The sequence below is a fragment of the Arthrobacter sp. MYb221 genome (genome assembly GCF_002979835.1).
Lineage (GTDB): Bacteria > Actinomycetota > Actinomycetes > Actinomycetales > Micrococcaceae > Glutamicibacter.
Genome location: NZ_PCPW01000016.1, coordinates 1 through 16,827, shown reverse-complemented (window position 1 = coordinate 16,827; position 16,827 = coordinate 1). Strand labels below are relative to the sequence as shown.

The 16,827-nt window shown below is 58.2% G+C and carries 20 protein-coding genes; 9 read left to right on the top strand and 11 right to left on the bottom strand.

Annotated features, from left to right (window positions below):
- Nucleotides 1-39 precede the first annotated feature (39 nt).
- Genes CQ015_RS16065 through CQ015_RS16055 form a run of 3 tightly spaced genes read right to left on the bottom strand, consistent with a single transcriptional unit; the run spans nucleotide 40 to nucleotide 2,023 of the window.
- Nucleotides 40-387: a hypothetical protein gene (locus CQ015_RS16065; protein ID WP_105650628.1), complete on the bottom strand. Its 348-nt coding sequence runs from the start codon at nucleotides 385-387 to the stop codon at nucleotides 40-42.
- The gene (locus CQ015_RS16060) at nucleotides 384-1,256 is read right to left on the bottom strand and encodes a cytochrome c biogenesis CcdA family protein (RefSeq protein WP_181150448.1); all 873 of its coding nucleotides are present in this window, start codon (nucleotides 1,254-1,256) and stop codon (nucleotides 384-386) included. The genes CQ015_RS16065 and CQ015_RS16060 overlap by 4 nt, the downstream gene beginning before the upstream one ends.
- Complete coding sequence (locus CQ015_RS16055) at nucleotides 1,256-2,023, bottom strand: thioredoxin domain-containing protein (RefSeq protein ID WP_181150447.1); 768 nt, start codon at nucleotides 2,021-2,023, stop codon at nucleotides 1,256-1,258. Before CQ015_RS16055 ends, CQ015_RS16060 begins: the two co-directional genes overlap by 1 nt.
- A gap of 129 nt (nucleotides 2,024-2,152) precedes the next feature.
- Between CQ015_RS16055 and CQ015_RS16050 the strand changes: the two genes are divergently transcribed.
- Nucleotides 2,153-2,749, top strand: coding sequence for a hypothetical protein (locus CQ015_RS16050; RefSeq protein WP_105553872.1), 597 nt, complete (start codon nucleotides 2,153-2,155; stop codon nucleotides 2,747-2,749).
- Nucleotides 2,746-3,156 (top strand): BlaI/MecI/CopY family transcriptional regulator, encoded by a 411-nt coding sequence (locus CQ015_RS16045; RefSeq protein WP_105553871.1) that lies wholly within the window; start codon nucleotides 2,746-2,748, stop codon nucleotides 3,154-3,156. Before CQ015_RS16050 ends, CQ015_RS16045 begins: the two co-directional genes overlap by 4 nt.
- A gap of 72 nt (nucleotides 3,157-3,228) precedes the next feature.
- Here CQ015_RS16045 and CQ015_RS16040 read toward each other — a convergent pair whose 3' ends face one another.
- A complete protein-coding gene (locus CQ015_RS16040; RefSeq protein WP_105553870.1) occupies nucleotides 3,229-3,486 on the bottom strand; it encodes a metal-sensitive transcriptional regulator in 258 nt (85 codons plus the stop codon).
- Nucleotides 3,487-4,252: 766 nt separating this feature from the next.
- On the opposite strand from CQ015_RS16040, the gene CQ015_RS16035 reads away from it, so the two are divergent.
- Together CQ015_RS16035 and CQ015_RS16030 are read left to right on the top strand one after the other, a co-directional pair.
- Entirely contained in the window at nucleotides 4,253-4,738 is a 486-nt protein-coding gene (locus tag CQ015_RS16035) for a zeta toxin family protein (RefSeq protein ID WP_181148601.1), read from the top strand.
- A 125-nt stretch (nucleotides 4,739-4,863) separates the two neighbouring features.
- Nucleotides 4,864-5,718 carry a phosphotransferase gene (locus CQ015_RS16030; protein ID WP_181148600.1) on the top strand — a complete coding sequence of 285 codons (855 nt, stop codon included), beginning with the start codon at nucleotides 4,864-4,866 and terminating at the stop codon, nucleotides 5,716-5,718.
- A gap of 654 nt (nucleotides 5,719-6,372) precedes the next feature.
- Here CQ015_RS16030 and CQ015_RS16025 read toward each other — a convergent pair.
- Both CQ015_RS16025 and CQ015_RS16020 read right to left on the bottom strand, forming a co-directional pair.
- Nucleotides 6,373-6,897 carry a TetR/AcrR family transcriptional regulator gene (locus CQ015_RS16025; protein WP_181148599.1) on the bottom strand — a complete coding sequence of 175 codons (525 nt, stop codon included), beginning with the start codon at nucleotides 6,895-6,897 and terminating at the stop codon, nucleotides 6,373-6,375.
- 69 nt (nucleotides 6,898-6,966) lie between these two features.
- On the bottom strand, nucleotides 6,967-8,190 hold the full coding sequence (locus tag CQ015_RS16020; protein WP_105553866.1) for a multidrug effflux MFS transporter: 1,224 nt from the start codon (nucleotides 8,188-8,190) through the stop codon (nucleotides 6,967-6,969).
- Between the two features lie 415 nt (nucleotides 8,191-8,605).
- On the opposite strand from CQ015_RS16020, the gene CQ015_RS16015 reads away from it, so the two are divergent.
- Entirely contained in the window at nucleotides 8,606-8,986 is a 381-nt protein-coding gene (locus CQ015_RS16015; RefSeq protein WP_105553865.1) for a VOC family protein, read from the top strand.
- Nucleotides 8,987-9,662: 676 nt separating this feature from the next.
- Here CQ015_RS16015 and CQ015_RS16010 read toward each other — a convergent pair.
- Nucleotides 9,663-9,959 carry a DUF4190 domain-containing protein gene (locus CQ015_RS16010; RefSeq protein WP_105553864.1) on the bottom strand — a complete coding sequence of 99 codons (297 nt, stop codon included), beginning with the start codon at nucleotides 9,957-9,959 and terminating at the stop codon, nucleotides 9,663-9,665.
- A gap of 124 nt (nucleotides 9,960-10,083) precedes the next feature.
- Between CQ015_RS16010 and CQ015_RS19060 the strand changes: the two genes are divergently transcribed.
- On the top strand, nucleotides 10,084-10,248 hold the full coding sequence (locus tag CQ015_RS19060) for a hypothetical protein (RefSeq protein WP_181148597.1): 165 nt from the start codon (nucleotides 10,084-10,086) through the stop codon (nucleotides 10,246-10,248).
- A 259-nt stretch (nucleotides 10,249-10,507) separates the two neighbouring features.
- On the opposite strand, the gene CQ015_RS16005 is transcribed toward CQ015_RS19060, so the two are convergent.
- Nucleotides 10,508-11,347, bottom strand: a complete 840-nt coding sequence (locus CQ015_RS16005; protein ID WP_105553863.1) for a MerR family transcriptional regulator — start codon at nucleotides 11,345-11,347, stop codon at nucleotides 10,508-10,510.
- A 490-nt stretch (nucleotides 11,348-11,837) separates the two neighbouring features.
- Here CQ015_RS16005 and CQ015_RS16000 point away from each other — a divergent pair, with 490 nt between their 5' ends.
- From CQ015_RS16000 to CQ015_RS15990, 3 genes are all read left to right on the top strand, one after another.
- A complete protein-coding gene (locus CQ015_RS16000) occupies nucleotides 11,838-12,104 on the top strand; it encodes a hypothetical protein (RefSeq protein WP_105553862.1) in 267 nt (88 codons plus the stop codon).
- The gene (locus CQ015_RS15995; protein WP_105650625.1) at nucleotides 12,098-12,967 is read left to right on the top strand and encodes a type II CAAX prenyl endopeptidase Rce1 family protein; all 870 of its coding nucleotides are present in this window, start codon (nucleotides 12,098-12,100) and stop codon (nucleotides 12,965-12,967) included. Before CQ015_RS16000 ends, CQ015_RS15995 begins: the two co-directional genes overlap by 7 nt.
- Nucleotides 12,968-13,216: 249 nt before the next feature.
- Entirely contained in the window at nucleotides 13,217-13,534 is a 318-nt protein-coding gene (locus tag CQ015_RS15990) for a hypothetical protein (protein WP_096287603.1), read from the top strand.
- 286 nt (nucleotides 13,535-13,820) lie between these two features.
- Here the strand turns inward: CQ015_RS15990 and CQ015_RS15985 are convergent, their stop codons facing one another.
- From CQ015_RS15985 to CQ015_RS15975, 3 genes are all read right to left on the bottom strand, one after another.
- Nucleotides 13,821-14,657, bottom strand: coding sequence for a serine hydrolase (locus CQ015_RS15985; protein WP_105553858.1), 837 nt, complete (start codon nucleotides 14,655-14,657; stop codon nucleotides 13,821-13,823).
- Nucleotides 14,658-14,781: 124 nt separating this feature from the next.
- Nucleotides 14,782-15,477, bottom strand: a complete 696-nt coding sequence (locus CQ015_RS15980) for an Abi family protein (RefSeq protein ID WP_219844323.1) — start codon at nucleotides 15,475-15,477, stop codon at nucleotides 14,782-14,784.
- A 520-nt stretch (nucleotides 15,478-15,997) separates the two neighbouring features.
- Nucleotides 15,998-16,477, bottom strand: a complete 480-nt coding sequence (locus CQ015_RS15975; protein WP_176484227.1) for an N-acetyltransferase — start codon at nucleotides 16,475-16,477, stop codon at nucleotides 15,998-16,000.
- Nucleotides 16,478-16,827 lie beyond the last annotated feature (350 nt).

Genomic DNA, 16,827 nt, shown 5'->3' with positions numbered 1-16,827 from the left:
TGAGGTAAGCAATGGATTCCCAAAATCGGTGTTGCCGCACTAAACACGGATGTACGCGGCACCGTCCATTTGAGCGGTGGCCAGGCGCGCCACCGCGGCGCTGACAATTCGCACGCCGGCTGCCAGCCCTTCGCCGTCAACCGCGGCCGAGCGCAGGCTGTTGGCGCAGGCACTCACGATGAACCCGGCATCCACTAGCGAAACCACCTCTTGGGCCAGCTCGCTCCCGGTGGCCAGGAGCGCTACCTGCGGGCCTTGGACCACAAGCTCGATGGTCCAATCGGGGAGCTCGGCCCGGGCGTTGCGGGCGATGCGCGCAGCCATCTCCAGATTGGGCTGCGGGCCGTCGCCGGTTCCGGCAAGGTGGAGCAGGAGATGGTGGTTCATGGTGTTCCCTTCGTGGAAGTGGACTGTGCCGCCCGAGCGCTAGCCGATGCCGATAGGCGGCGGCGAGCTTCTGCAAGCCACCAGGCGAAGAAACCGGCCGCGGCCAGAGCGATCCAGATCCATGTTGGTATGGCCGCGTCGATGTTCGCGGCAGTTGAAGAAATTGCCTCGAGGATGTCGTGCGGCAGCAGCTCGCCGGCGGTGGCCAAGCCGCCGGTGAGAAGCATCGCCACACCGACGAGCAAGGTGACTGTTCCGGCGATCAGGGTATTGCTGTGCAAGTGCAACCGGCCGAGCCGAAGCTGGCGGCCGCGCATCCATCTCCAGCGCATTCCGCCGTACTTCTTGATGGCCCATGCCAGAGCGATGATGGGCAGTACCGTGCCAGCGCCGTACACGGAAAGCAGCAGGCCGCCGGCCAGCGGGCTGCCCGAGGTGAGGACCAAGGTCAGGATTGCGCCAAGGACCGGTCCGGTGCAAAAACCTGCGACACCGGCAACGGTACCCAAGAGCGCTGCACCCCATAGCGAGCCCGGAGCACGCGGCTGGCGTACTCGTGGCGGCAAGAATCGGGCGGCGTCAAATCCGCCGCCGAATATCTGCAGCAGTCCGAAGGCCACTATCACCCATGCTGCGATGACAATGAGCAGTCCGCGGTCAATGGCAAGGGCTCCGCCGAGCCACCCCATGCCTAGGCCAAGTGGTACCAGCGTGGCTAGCGTGCCGGCAAGAAAGGCCAAGCCGATGGCACCAAGCCGCCGGGTGGAAGTCGCTGCATGGGCAAAGAACGCCGGCAGAAGCATTGCATTGCAAGGGCTGAACAGGCCGAGCAGCCCACCGACAAAGGCAAATAGGATTCCGGCCTCCACTACGGTTGCTCGGCTTCGGCCTTGGCGAGTTCTGCCTCGATTGCCGCCTCGAAGTTGGCCAGTGGCTGGGCGCCGACGAAGGGTGTCCGGTTGATGAGGAATGACGGTGTGCTCAGTACCCCTAGGGACTGGGCTTCTGCAATATTGCGCTGCACCGCGTCCTTGACCTGGCTGCTGCCCATATCGGTGACGAGTTTATCGCCCTCCATCCCCAGATCCTCGGCGATCGCAATCAGGGACTCATCGGTGAAGTCTTTTGCCGCGGAGATGTTCCCGCCTTGGGACATGCGATGGTGGAAATCGATATAGCCGCCTTGCAGTGCGGCTGCCTGGCCCGCCTGGGCGGCCGTCAGCGAGGCCTCGCCGAAGATGTCCAGATCTCGCCACTCGATCCGCAGCTGCCCGTTGTCTACGTATTTCTCGGTGAGTTTCGGCAGGGTGCTATCGGTCCACTTGGCGCAGAACGGGCATTGGAAATCTGAGTAGGCCACCATGACGACGGGGGCGTCGACCGACCCCACGGCAGTTGGATCCTTTGGATCCAGGCGAGAGACGTCGGGAAAGGCCGGCGGTGCCGCGGGCGTAGCGGGTGCTTCTTGGATGCTCTCCGCTATCGCCGAAGGTGCCTGCGCCGATTCTGGAGCTTTGCCCGGTATTTGGGACCAAATCAGCAAGGCGACGACGATGACGATCGGAATGGGGAGGAGCCAAAACCACGGAAGCCGTTTCCCCTTTGGTGTCCTCGAAGCGGTTTCATTCGTGCTCATCATCTATATTTCCTTCCCTGCCGTCCGGGCGCCAATACTTACTACTACGTTGATTAGTAACAGTACGATGGGGCATAGTAATAAACAAATGCCGGCGGAGCGACCGCCTGCGCTCGGTAAGGAGCTAGGTTGCCAGCGAACGAATGGGTGAAGGGGTTTATCAGTCGGATTCCTTTGTCGGGACAGGCCTTGAGCTTATGGGGGACTCGGCAGTGGCTGGCGGCAATCGCCGCCACCGTGGCGGTAGGAGTGCTTTTGGGGCTCGCAACAGTCTTGATTCCCAACGGCATCTTCACCCGCGAGATCCCCGCGACCCTGTGGAATTACCCAGTGTGGATCGCCACCTCGGGACTCTCAGGACTTCTCTTGGCAAGCTACGTCAAAAATTCGACTGAAATGAATTCAAGTGGTTCCGCGCAAAGTCAGGATCCGGCAACTCGGTCCGCCGAGAAACGGCAAGGAAAAGAAGAAAAAGCGACTTCTAGGCTAGGGCTCACCGGCGGCGTTCTGGCTTGGTTCGCCGTGGGTTGCCCGGTCTGCAATAAAATCGCCCTCTTGGTCTTAGGGTATTCCGGAGCAACTACGTACTTTGCTCCGTTGCAGCCTTGGCTGGCAGGCATCGCAGTGGCATCAACGTTCGTTGCTTTGATTTTCCGGCTTTCCGGCCAAGTCCAGTGTGCTGTACCTGCGCGTCCACGCGTATCGATTGGAGGTCTTCCTCGATGACCAGTGACTCTGTGCCGCCGTCTTTGCCCTTCAGCGTGGAGCATGCCCCGCAGCTCGGGTCCCTGGAGCGACGGGTGATGAACATCTTATGGCGCAGCGGCCAACCGCACACCGCGCGTACCGTACTCGAAATAATGGATGCGGAAGAGGAGGTCACACCTGCTTACACCACGGTCGCCACCGTGCTTGGGCACCTCTTCGACAAGGGACTGCTCGCGCGCACGCTGATCGGGAGAGTCTGGACATACGAGGCCACGCTGACCGGTTGCCAGTTTTCTGCAGCGCATATGGTCCGTTCGTTAACGGAGACGAACAATAAGGAGAACTGCCTCGCGCGGTTCGTGGGCTTGCTTGATGGGGCAGACCGCGCACTCCTGGCGGCGCTGCTGGATGATGCTCGGGACTAGGCGACCGGCTTTCGGCCATATGCAAGATGGGGGATCGCTTCGTAGTCTCCAGGGCAGCCGCCGGCTTCTTGCCTAGGCCAGTGAGAGGAATAATTTCTCCATGTCGGCTCGGTCTAGTTCCGGATTTTCGGATTGCAGGCACTGCTCCAGTCCGGTGGCGATGATGGAGAACCCCGCGCGGTCAATCGCCTTGGAGGCGGCGGATAGCTGCGTGACCACTGCGCGGCAATCGCTTCCCTCTTCCAACATGCGAATCACTGCATTGAGCTGACCCTGTGCCCGCTTGAGCCTGTTGATTGCGGGCTTCATGGTTTCGACTTCAAGCTGCATGGAGGGATCCTTCGGGGTCGTAGTTCAGTTCAGTCTATACCCCTAGGGGTTTCCCTGTCGTGGTTGAGTCCATGCTTTTAAATACCCCCTAGGGTATGTGCAATACTGGATATGCTCGCGGAGATACCCTCGAAAGTGCTACTAAGTTTAGGAAGTGTAAGCATGTGCCGTGCCGTCAATTGTCGCCTATGCCATAAAACAACTTGGGCCGGCTGTGGCCAGCATGTCCAGCAGGTCATGGCTCATATTCCACAAAAAGAGCGCTGCAGTTGCGACCCAAATGCGCCGAAGAAATCACGCTCCGCCCGAGGATTCTTCTCACGCCTTTTGGGTCGGTAGGTGAACGGGGCAACCAGTAATCTGGTGTCAGGTCAAGGGCGAAGGGGCCGTGTTCGAGCCCCCGCAGATCCAGCTCGGCTCCGGCCCTGGTGCTGGAATTGCCTGTGGCAAGGCGTTGGGCGCCATCTAGTCGTTCATTGTTGAATGCAATCGAAGCTTCTCTTGGTAGGGAACTAGCGTGGCGCTGACGACGGAATCGGTTTAATCGCGATGCTGGGCGACGGCCAGCCGGATCTTCAGGCCTGTTTTGTCCATTGAAGTTTTGGTCCTCGGGCCGGGATAGCTTTGAGTCGGACTTTACAATTCGATGTGTCCGCAGGGCGAACACGATGCGGGACGCTGCGCCCCCTGGAATTGGATGACACCGCCTGTGCTCAGCATTGCGTAACAGGTTTATCTGCGGACATTCGGAATGAAGGTTTTAGCCATGCTGGTAGTGATTCGTGGAAATTCGGGGTCTGGTAAGAGCACCATTGCGCGTTTGCTCCAGACCAAGCTCGGGGCGCCGACAGCGGTACTTCAGCAGGACCACTTCAGACGGGTCATCTACCACGAGCGTGAAAACGAAAGCCTAGCTCACAAAGATCTACTCGAAATGGCGGCTACGTATTGCATAGGTCGTGGCCACAACGTGATTCTGGAAGGAATCTTCAACGCCTCCCGATATGGCGAAATGTTAGAGCGCGTGGCAGAACATGTTGATGATGCCCGGTTCTATGCTTTCGACCTGACGTTCGAGGAGACGGCTCTACGGCATTTGAGCAGGGCAAAGGCCACTGAATTTAGCATCGCGGATATGCAAAGTTGGTATCACGGATGGCAGCCCTTGTCGTTTGTTGCAGAGCAGCGAATTCTGGCTGACGAACACCCTGACGAGATCGTTGAACGCATTTTGCATGGCCCTGCGCTTTAGACCCTAGGGCTCACCTTATGCCGGATCCATACGCGGAAATGCATTCGGTACACGGAACGTAGGCGAGAATCGCGAGTCACTTCCAGGGAGCGTTTCAGTCCAACGAGTCTTGTAGGCTCATGACTATGCCAATGCCAGTAATCAACTCCGGCCTGACGTCTATCGTTGACTTTGCGATCGCGGATCTTCCACGCAAGGCGCGTGGCGCGCGTCGAAAAGTCGTCGAAGAAGGTTCCGCCCACGTTGTTGTTCTGCTGGAGCAGCAGGCCGCTATCAGAATCGCGCGAGACAAATTTACCGGCGATCAAATGTGTCGGAGGCAAGAGCTTGTCGACATGATTCCGCGCGATATCGGATTGAATCTGCCCTGGTCGATGGGGCCGGTTATCGAGGTTGACGGCATATCAGCTGTCGCGACGGAATTCATCCCGGGACGCCCATGCCCCGCCGGTGAAGGTTCGCCGGGCGAAATCAGGCGGCTGCTGGATTTGGTGTCCTCCATAGATCTGGTGCCGTTGCGTTCTTTGTTGGCTGAGCCCCTGTCATTTTGCGGAGGCTCGGACTGGCATCGGGTTCAAATCGATGAGGTCCTTCCAAGGATTGAACCACAAATTCGAGCGTTGGCTGGAGAAGCGGTTGAAGCCCTTGCCGGAATCAGTGCTGAGGATCGAGTCTTCTCGCATGGGGATTTGGGCGGCCATAATGTCTTGTGGGATCAAGGACGTGTATCCGGCATTCTGGACTGGGATTTGTCTTCCGGGAGCGATCGTTCAACTGACCTCGCCAGTATGGGAGTCTGGCATGGGTGGGAGAAGCTATCGAAGATTTGCTCCGCCGATCAAGTGCAACGGGCATTGATTCGGAGGAATACCTTCCGGCTTCAACAGGTGGGTTTCCTGATAGTCTCCCAACGCCCAGAGCCTGAGATTCTCGCCGCGGCCGACAATGCATCCAGATGGCTCCGAGAGAACCTTGCCTAGGCCGACACCAGCTGGATGCACAGCGTAGTCGGTGCCTGAAGAAGTCATCGACAGTATGCCTCCAAATCAATCACGGTTTTTCCTCGGATGCATTATGAGTTCTGCGGAATAGCTCCAGTTGTCCGGGCGAATTATGATGGAACTAACCTTTTTTCGACTCCGCGCATACGCGCAAAGCAGCGTCGTTGGACGGGCACATTGCCGGAATCAGAACGCAGCCGCCGTGCGTAAGGCACCTGAGCCTGAAGCGCTGAATGTCGAGACTGGTGACGGAATCGATTATTTGTCTTAGTCCAACAACCGGGGCGAAAACAGGCCCGGAGCCACGATGATCCCGAAACGAGTGGAAACATCCACGGAACCATTCGACAAGTCTTAAGGGATGCGCTGCCACCGGGGTGCAACATGGTTTTTCGGTAATCGATTCTGCTCGACGATCTTTTTGATTGAACTCAACGAGAACTCCATTCCGAGGACCAAGAATATGCACCCTAGTAGTGGCTCGGATCCGTTCGTGTTTACGTTTCACAGGCTAGTTGGCTCAGAACAGCACGAAGCCGTCATTCGAACGCATTATTCGGATGACGGCTTCACCGCGGTGCTCGTGCCGAACTGCTTCAGCTGCTTGGCCGGAAGCATTGCGGAACTCTTTGATCACTTCTCGTAGTAATGCTGAAGCATCCGCAACACGGCTCGGTATCTGACCTCGTAATTCTCAGCAGAATTATAGATCAGCTCGACCTGGAGGCTGTCGACCACCGCCAGATACGCTTCCGTCAGATCGCGCGTTTTCTCGTCTTCCTTGGCCGCAGCTGACACGAATAGGGCTCGCAGCTCGTTTTCGAAGTTACGATATTTGCCAATGATCTTTGCTTCAAGTGCATGCGGCGGGGCATACACGGACCGCAGCAGGAATCGGAAGTTCACTGACGCTGCATACCTCGCGGAAAGTGCCTCCAAGTACTCGATTCCCGGCATTTTCCCGTCCGCTTCGCTAGCGAATGCAGCTTTCGCTGCGGCCTCCTGGTCGGCAAATGCCAAATCCAGAGTCTGCTCGTATAAGGAATCCTTATTGGAGAAGTGCGCATACAGTGAGGCCTTGCGCATGCCTGCGCCTTCGGCGATGACGGTGAGTGATGAGCCATCATAGCCATGTTGCGCAAAATGCTGGGCAGCCACTAAGCAGACGCGTTGGGCTGACGGGGACAGGGGTTTTGCCAATGAAACCTCCACAAGTTCAGGCTTCTGCTAGTGACTTCCGAGATCGGTGATCGCCGGGGCGCGCTTAATGCTCACTCCTACGATGATAAAGGCTACCAAGGAGATGCCCAGAAGGAATCCCAGCCATGCCCCCGTGGATATCCCCACGGCAAGCCCTGCCAAGGGCGTAGCCGCCGAGGAAATGATCAGCTGGAAAGCTCCCAGGAGCGCAGCGGTTGAACCAAGCGCAGTATTTTGCGAAGCCATTGCCAAGGCCATCAACGTCGCTTCGGCTATTCCGACTCCGAGGAGTGCAACAAACATGCCGATGACAATGCCTGCGAGACCCAACCCAATACCTGAGAGAATTAGGCCGATCAGCGCGCCGAGTGCGATCAAGATAGTGCCAATGACGCCGAGTTTGCCGGCGCCGAATTTACCTACCGTGCGCCCGGCAATAATTGCACCGAACATCACGGCGAGCCCGGTTCCACCGAAAACAAGGCCAAAGGTATCTGAACTGAGACCAAACTCCCCCTGGTAGATGAAGGGCGCCCCGCCGATGTAGGCGAAGAGGAAAAAGAACACTGCCGAGAGGCCTAAGGCCGGTAGCAGGAATTGCCCATCCCGTGCGATGCGTCCGTAGGTGCGCATCACCTGGCCCAACCGCAACGACGTTCTGGATTCAGCTGGAAGTGTCTCGCGCAAGCTCACCGTTGAGTTCGCAAACGCGATTGCTGCCAGCCCCGCCAAGACCAGAAGCACAGCACGCCACCCGAAATGCTGGTCGACAAAACCACCGACCGTGGGAGCCAATACCGGAGCCAAGCCTTCGATCGTCATGAGCAATGCAAAGAGCTGCGCGGCTCGGACACCTTGCGCTGCGTCTCGAACCATACTCAGGGCCACGACTAGGGTAAGGGCAGCTGCCAGCCCCTGCAATGTGCGCGACATTAAAAGTATGCCCATTGATGGGCTCATGGCAGCCCATACGGAGGACAGCAGGAAAACGATCAGGGCGGCCAGCAGTGGCCGCCGGCGCCCGAAAGCATCAGTAATCGGCCCGAATACCAGCTGGCCTGCACCCATGGCCAGCAAGTAAACGGTTAAAGTGAGCTGGCCTGAAGCCGCTGTGCCGTTTAAATGCTCCACCACATCGGGCAAGGACGACAGGTACATATCCGTGCCTGCCGGACCAAGAACTGTCACGAGTGCCAATGAGATAGCAAACCATGCACCCACCTTGAGGGGGCGGGAAATTGTAGTAGTCATGCAAGCGCCTTCTAAATCAAGAATCTTGCCTACCTATCGGTAGGTAGGTTAAAAAGTATCTGAAAATGTTCCAGATGGCTACCTCGAAACCGAAAATGTGAGGAGTGACGCACGGTATGAATTGGTTGGATCGATCAGGGGGAGTGGCGTAGTAAAAGTGCGGCGCTCGCCGGATGGATGGGAGCTTTTCCATAGTCGGCATCACACCATGCCGGGTGTACTGTGAATCGCAGAGATCAATGGCGGGATTCTCGAAAAGCTATTAGGTGGCTCGTGCTCACTGTTGTCCGGTTGGCGATCGGCACCTGAAGCGATGGGATACTGACAGTTTGCCGGCCCGTGCGAGTTCCAGCCGCGCGGGGTTGCCACGAAGTCGAAAGCCGCACGGTCGGCGAGCAGGAAGCGGGTGGAGTGCATGGCTAGTCGAATTGCGGACATCGTGATCAAGGCACGGAATCCGGAGCGCTTGGCTCGTTTTTGGTGCGCGGCGCTCGGCTACCGGATCACGGGGTCGGACGCGACGGGAGTCGCGATCTCCGGGGCTCCGAATGCCCCGACGATGCTGTTCCTGCGTACGGACGACGTCGTGCCCAGAGCCGAAACGTTGCACTTCGATCTGTGTCCGACAGATAGCGGCCAGGCGGAAGAACTGGAACGGCTCCTGTCGTTGGGGGCCATGTCGACCGATGTGGTCCCGTCGGGCAGTTGGCACGTTCTCACTGACCCGGAGGGCAACAAATTCTGCCTCATGGCCAAACGCATCGCACCGGAGCCAGCGGACTTCCATGATTCATGACGCCGCAACGGGCCGGCGGCGGTGGCTAGGCTGCCTTCGCGAACCGGCAGCCACGGTGATCGACCACCCGGCATGGTTTTGTGAAGTAGGAGAAAGCCTGACTGCTCAAGCGGCTCCCGAGATGCGGCTCATAAAAGTCAACTTCCAGCGATTCTTCGTCCATGCTTGGCGCCAGAAAACAAGTGCAGAGTATACGGAACCCTCACCAGATGCGATTCTACGGTTCAAATAATTCATGCGACCTAGGCAACTGGTTGTTCTAGAGCTCCACCGCACAGCCTTGTATCTTGGTGCCATGCGCGCCATAGGAACTGACCACGCCGAACCACGCGCCTCGGTGAGTTCGCCCTGCTATCGGGTCAATTTTTGCTCGCAACTGCACCCCGGGAATGCATGGAATCTGGATGCCTATGCGCTCGTTGAGTTGCAGGACGTATCCCAGGCGCTCCGGTGAGTGGACGAACAGGCGGAAGGACGCTTGTTCGAGTTGTTCGTCGAGATGGGCTTCGAGCGGGAGGGGACTTTCGGCATTCCGCGAAAAACCGGATAGTCCGCCTGATGGGAAACAACCCCAATGCCGGGAAACCCGTAGAGATGGGAAGCATCAAAAAATAGGAAACGAACCCTCGGGCTGGCTTTACCGCCGGCCAAGAAACCTTGCTCGTCAAATACGGCGTCAGGCCATGTAGGACTGGATCAACAGTGGGATGGCAGTCAGAATTGAATAGAACGAGAGGGCGGCAACGGCGTATCCGATCACGAGCGCAACGATTGCGAGCCAGCGGCCGCGACCGCCCCGTCGGGTGATCTGGTTTAGCGAAACGTGGCCCGCGCCCACCGCAAAGATCGCCAGACCCGAGTTGCCAAGGAACCACATGCTCAAAAGGGTTAAGGCCGCAAGGGCCAGGGCCGTGACGGACAGCTTGTTCAGTGGTTCCGAGCCCGTGTGTGGCGACACGCTTTGCGTTGCCATGGTTCCTCCATCGTTTGCTGTTAGTGCTGAGCCTAGACGTTGATGCACTCGAAAAGCCAGCGAGGTAGCTGAAGCTTCTCTGCCCGTCGGAGAGGGCCGCCGAAGACGGAGGAAGCGGCAGCCAATGGTGGTTGCCATCAACTCTCGAATCGAAACCCTGTCCATGCTCGCGTTGGTTTGCTCCGGCACTATTGAGTACTTATGGTCCGTCGTGGAAGGCGGTGTTCTGTTTCCTGAACGGCAACGTGATTTCCTTTTTTGCAATCCGTTTGAAGGGGCGCTGGCTTAGACCGCACCAATATTGGTGCTCCATATTGATTTGTCCCATAGGACGGTCACTGGTCGGGACCTGGATCCATGGTGCGGCGTAGCCCTGTTTCCGAGAAGCGCTCGGTCCGCTAGCGGCGCCCGCTACGGACACGTTCTCGGGCGAAGCCATCGACGTGCTGGTCCCAGGTGCGATATCTGGACCAACACTGGCGCAAGGAATCTCGACTGGCTCAACGGATATCCGAGCATACTTCCTGGTTTAGGACGAGGGGACTTGTTCAAGAACCGGGTGACTCGCTGGTGGCGAGTTCTTCGGCCAATTCCATGCAGCGCAGGCGGGCCGGGGAGAAATCGTAGGGCATCTTTCCAATAGCTTCGATTGCGCTCATGGTCTCTGGCCCCGTGCCAGGGTCTTGGTCGACTCCGCTCTCATCTTCATCTTCGTTCTCGGGGTGCAATGCGTCCCAGGAGTCGACGATCGCTTCGTCGCTCAGCGCCAGGCTGGAACCCTCGATGACTGCGTGCAGCTGCAATTCGAATGCGTGCCGTTTGGCAGCTACCAGTGCCACACGCGGGTCCTCGGCAGCGATCGTGTCATCGAGTGCCTCCTCGGCGATATCAACACGGTCGGATTCTTCTTGCAGACCCGGGTGGGTCGCTATGGCAATGAAACGGGTGGCTTGGAGGGCCGCGCCGAGCGGGCCGAAGATCCGCTCTGTGACCAGCAGGCTGTCCAGATCCGCCTGGCGCAGGGAGCCCTTGGGCAGGGGCTTGAGGCGGCAGGTGACGAAGTCGGAAAGTAATCCCATTCTGCCATCTGGGGTGCGCATGCGTTGCGCGATAGCGGCGTTTTGCACGCTGTCGGCACCAACAGGAGCCGTGCCGGCAAAGGCGTCACGGATCTCCTCCGAGGCGAACCCGGCGCCGGTCATCTTGTGGATCCACAGCAGCCGGATCATGTCTTCGTAGCCGTATCGGGGGCGGTCATCGCTGCCCCGTTCGGGCTCGGGGAGCAGGCCAATCTCGTGATAGCGACGGATCGCCTGCGGTGTGGTGCCGACGAATGCTGCCGCGTCGCCGATATTGACCTGACGCGGCGGGATAAAGGACAAAGGCAAAACGGGACCTTCCTTAGTGGATCGAATCGTGACGCCAAATGCCTCACCGCTGAAAACTCAACCGCCGGACTGACTCCAAGGGGCAACCACGATCATTGTTTTCCCTGCAAGAACGTGCTCACCTTGTAGGCTACAGCCATTCGCCACGGGGTCGCGGCTGTCAACACGCGAGGCGGTTACAGCGGAGACTGCCTCAAGGTCAACGTATCCACTCGGTTTGGCGGCATTTACTTCCGCACCGCAGTACTCGGATCATTGACCTACATCATCCGGATCTGCCGCCGGCGTCAGCGAAGCAACCTTCCTGTGCCCGCTCGCAGGCCCTTGGGGGAACGCCGGCAGATGGAACCGTCATCGCGGCGCTGCCCGCCGCGGCATCACCTGCGCCCTGGGCATCCGGGTACGATTTTGGGATGAAGACTGTCCGATTTCCGGTGGCGCAACTCAAGTAGGAAGTCGTGTCCGCTGTCGTTCTCATCGGCTTGTCGGCTTGTCGTTCGTGCCGGGTGTGGCGCAGCAGGGGCTCGAGCTGGCTGCGTCGCCCGATCACCGGCTCAATCCGCTCGGCGTTTGTCTGATCGTGATCCAGGGAGGCTCGGTCGCGATACTGCGCCGCTGGCCGCAGTGGTCCTTGGCGCTGGCCTTTGCGGCGTTCGCGGCGTACCAATTGCTCGGGTTCCCCACCACCTTCGCCGCCCTCGGTCTGCTCGTTGCCCTGGTGGGCGCGGGGCATTGCTCCAGCGGCACCGGATGCTGACTTCGCTGCTCGTCCTAGGCGGCTATGCCGCGCTCGCCGCGGCGCTGATTCCGCTCGACGCGGCACTGACAGTCTCCGACGCGCTGGCTTTCGGAGCGCTTCTGGCGGCGCTGTGGTTCTTCGGCTCGTGGCTCCGATCGCAGGCCGCGATGCGTCGCAGCCGCACCGAGGCGGCCGAACGGGAGACGATCACGGCCGAACGGGCGCGGATCGCCCACGAGCTGCACGACGTGGTCACCCATCATGTGACCGCGATGGTGGTGCAGGCCGAGGCCGGTCAGTTTCGTCCGAATCTCGATCGGGGGACGCTGGATCTGCTGGCCTCCATCGCCGGAATGATGTGCGCGATCGCCGTTTCGGAAGAAGTATTCTTCCGCGGAGTCGTGTTCCGCCTGCTGCGCGGCCGCTGGGGCACAGCCGTGGCACTTGGCGCCTCGGCGATCCTCTTCGGGCTCGTTCACCTCGTGAATCCGGATGCTTCGCTGCCGGGCGCCTTCGCCATCATGATTGAAGCCGGAATCATGCTGGGCGCCGCATACCTTGCCACCAGATCGCTATGGCTGGCGATCGGAGTGCACTTCGGCTGGAACTTTGCGACAACGGGCCTTTTTTGGATCGATCACCTCGGGTTCCGAGGCCCGCGATTCGCTGGTCACCGCGGTGACCAGCGAACCGGACTGGCTTTCCGGGGGAAGCTTCGGGCCGGAAGCCAGCATCGTCGCCATCTTGGTGTGCTCGGTGGCTACCGTGGTATTCCTGGCCATTGCGCGTCGTCGCGGCCGGCTTTCGCTTCCACGTCGCTGATCGCCCGGGGCCGAATCATTATGCCGGGCCAGGGCTCGGCATTTGACCGAGTGCAGTGATTCGTGGGGCAGAAAAAGTCCTTCATCCAGAAACCCTGGACCGTGCCGGGACACAGACAACCGATCCAGCGAACTGTCTGGCCGGTCTCCCGCGGCCAAGGGCATCGACTGCCGTCCGGTATCCGGCTGGGCCGCCCCGACACGGAGAACCCCCGGTGCGCCAAAGCGGGAATAATAGGGATTGGACTCGAAGTTGCTCATCCGGCGGCTCTGGGAATCCGTTCGGAACGGCTGTAATTAGGAGTGCGAATGCCAAGAGATTTCAATAAGCTACTCGGGGTTCTTGGCGGTTTGACGCTGCTGGGCCTTAATGTCGCAGTCGTAGCATTTTTCTTTCTCTGGCAGATTGCGGACAGCGCCGCCGTCAATCGAATGGAGGCGGCCGCTGGAGTCGATCCCGCCCAGATGCTACCCAATGCGAATCCGTTATGGATTGCAGCTCATGCTTCACTGCTCATGGTGCTGGCCGCTGATGTACTGGCCGTGGTGTTCGCCGTGATGCTGGTGAAAACACTCCACCGTACTCGCTCAGGCGTCGTTGCGGCTTCGGGCCAATCCGTCTTTTAGCGCTGATTTAGGTAGGGGGATTGCGCGAGTTGCCGCTGACAGCTTGGACCCAAAACTTGTAGACGAGCTCGGCGCTCGAACCGCGGAGGCGCTGTGCGGCAAACAGTGTCGGGACAACTAATCGCAGACCATGCCAATTCATTCATTTCGAATCGAGAACCAGCGAGGCGCACTTTTCCAAACGGAACAGTCGCACCGTTCCGGAAGGTGGGCGCTGGCCTGCCGCCAGATCTAAGGTGTGGCATGACCCTGATTGCGATAACTGATCGTTCCGATTGAGGAACCTTTACTGGGACACCGTGAGATCATCGTTGGTCACAGCGGCCACGCATCGACGAATCAAATCGTGATCTTCACCTTCCTGCGCGCTCGTATCTCCGCACCAGCGGGAACCATCGGAACTGACTGCAGCGAAGTGATTAAACCCTGGACCTTGCCCACCATGCCCAACAATTACTGGAGGTAGACCGCGCGTCATAAGTCCCAGCCCGTATCCAGCTTCCGGCGACATCGGATGATTCTGCGGAGCACCAACCAAATGGGTTTTCGACATTGCTTCAGGCACGGCCGACCCCAGCTCGTTTCGCATGATTAACGCAATTCCACGTGCAGCTTCATCGGGTGTGGCTGCGAAAGTTCCGGTGTACACCCATCCTGGGTGGTAGTTGCGCAGTTTCTCAGTGATCGCGGGATGATTGCATTGTTCCCAATCATCAAGGGAATCAAAAGGAGAGGCTTGAATACCAAGAGGGCTAAAGATCAAGTTGTCGAGCACGTTGTAAAAAGGCTTCTGGTGGAAATCTTCGAGAGCTAAGCGTAGAAGTAGGTACCCGATATTTGAATAGTTAAATCCGCCAGGGTTTTGCACCTCTGCACGCGCAATGATGTCCATTGCGTCCCAAGGTTCTGCGGCGTTCTCTACTGCAGCTCGATAGTCCGGCCAAACAAAATAATCATTGAGCCCGGAACGGTGTGAGAGCAAGTCTTCGAACGACAGAGATTTCAAATGCGCTGGTAGCCAGACCAGGCGATCACCGATGTGTAGTTGCGGATTAAACGTCAAGAGAACAGCGGCGGCGGTGTAGGATTTCGCGATGCTGTAGATAGGGACAGTGTGCTGCATATCTCCATCCTGCCATCAGTCTAGGACAAGAGGGATAAGTGCCCACCTGAATTGATTTCCTGAACGATCGATTTCGATGCGCACAAGAGGAACGTCTACCGGGACACTCCAATACACTAAACCCTTATGGGCGCGTCCCCAGAATCGTGGCGACGTCGCTGTTGGCTTGGAGATGCTCCAGCACATCGGTAGACAGCAATCGCACCAGATAGACGATTCGGCGACGTTCACCCTCCGAGCCACGGAGAATGTTCTCATGGTGGGCCACTCGGTTCCGAAAGCGACGAAGCGAGGCAAGTGAGTCGTTGAGTCGGTTCCGGTCTGTCCCTGGAGGGAACGCCTTGTGGAGATGGGGAACCCAGATCGTTTTTTCATGCGCGTCAGCCAAGAGATAGGTCCAGAAGCCGAACATGATCTCAGCGACTGTCTTCCCTGGCAATGGCGGGGCATGTGGCTTTGTTGCTGCGCTTGTTCGGGCGCGCTCGACGTTGCTCCTGGGAATCTTGTTCACGTCATGCAACCGACCGGTCAGCTTGTTTCGTCGCATCACAATGGGGAATAGGGCAAGTAGCGTAGCTGGGTCGGTCCAATGCGTGTCACCTGGGAGTGTCGCTGCTGCAAGTTGGCGGTCGCACGCGTTCCGCAGGCCGACTTCGAGGTGGCTGAGGTCGTGGAGAAAAGCGGCACTGAGCTTGGCGTTCCAGTCATATAGGTCCAGGGCGCGTGTGCGAGAGCCTCCCGCGACTTCGAGGTAGGTGGAAAAGCGGTCCATGCTCAGCCAGTTCTCGATCCACGTATCGTTGCCCGATGCCTTCGCCATATGTCACCTTTCAAGGTAAGGTTGATTTGCAAGCCCTTGATGACCGCTGTTTCATGTTACTCGGGCCATGAATTGGAAACTCCGGTATTTCGCCTTGGCGGACCCGGAGTTTTTCTTTTCCCGAATCTCCCCCGTTTGGGGAACGTTTTGCGGGACGGCTATACAGAATTCAAAGTTACCTGTTCAGAGTCAGCCGATTCGTTTTTGTGCCGTCGCGGTTCCTCGAACGCGAGAACGCCAGTATCCCAGAAATATTGCTACTGCTCCGACTAAGAATAGAAGTACGTTGATGACGGTAGAGGCAATGCGATCATCGCCGGTCACTGACCAGCTGCTAAGCGTGCCAACAATGGCCAAGAGCAGCAGGACCGTTCCAATAGCCTTCAATCTTCCAGGTTTCATGTTCTCAGCCTAGCGACCTTGGAACTAGGAAAGAACGAGCCTATATAGGCTGGAGGCAACGTCGGCTCAAGAACCACCTGCGGGACATCGGCGGTTGGGTTTAGGCCGTAGCGGCCAACTAACAAATTTCCTTTAGCATCCGTCGCTCAATCTGGCCCGATAATTGGTCATGCTTCACCTGTTCAGTACCGACAAATCCAGATCCCTCGTAAACGGCAAGAGCACGACTGTTGTCATCGATGACCCATAGTTCCAGAGCCGCGCGACCGATACTCTTGGCGTATTCTTCAACGGCGACTAGCAGGCTACTTGCCACGCCACTGCCCCACACCTCGGGGGTGGCTGCAAGGTAGAAGATCTCTAGGCTTTCTTCGTGAGGTGCAAAGAGCGCGAATCCCACGCAGGAGTCTTCGCGGTTGGCAACGAGGAGTTTAGCTCCCTCCAGCTGTAATCGCCGTTGGATTCCAAGGATTTTTTCTTCGCCGGTAAGCGGCTCTGGACGTTGGTCGCGCACGGCTGTGGCGCGGGCCCAAATCAATGCGGCCTCATTGATTCCGTCTGGCTCAAGACTCAGGACCAACTGCAACTCATCATCCAAGCAATTCACCAAAACATTCTTTCACAGCACCCAGTGCCCGGAGAAGGAACGCTTTATGGGACAGCGGGGCTTCACCTCGATTTGGCCATCCCGTGAAAAGCTATAGTGTAAGAAAACCGAAGACCGACCGGGGGTAACGACATGGAAAGTGCCGACGTCATTATGATCGGCGTAATCGTGACAATCGGATTGATTGGCGCGGGCTTCTTCACGAAGAAGAAAAGTCGAGACTAGTCAGTTCACTTGCACTTCCGTGGATGTATCTACCAGGCCTCAGGGCTCTGGACATCGGTAGAAAATTAATGAGTCGCCGCTAAGCCCTTCACCCGATACCGCAACACCCGATCCGT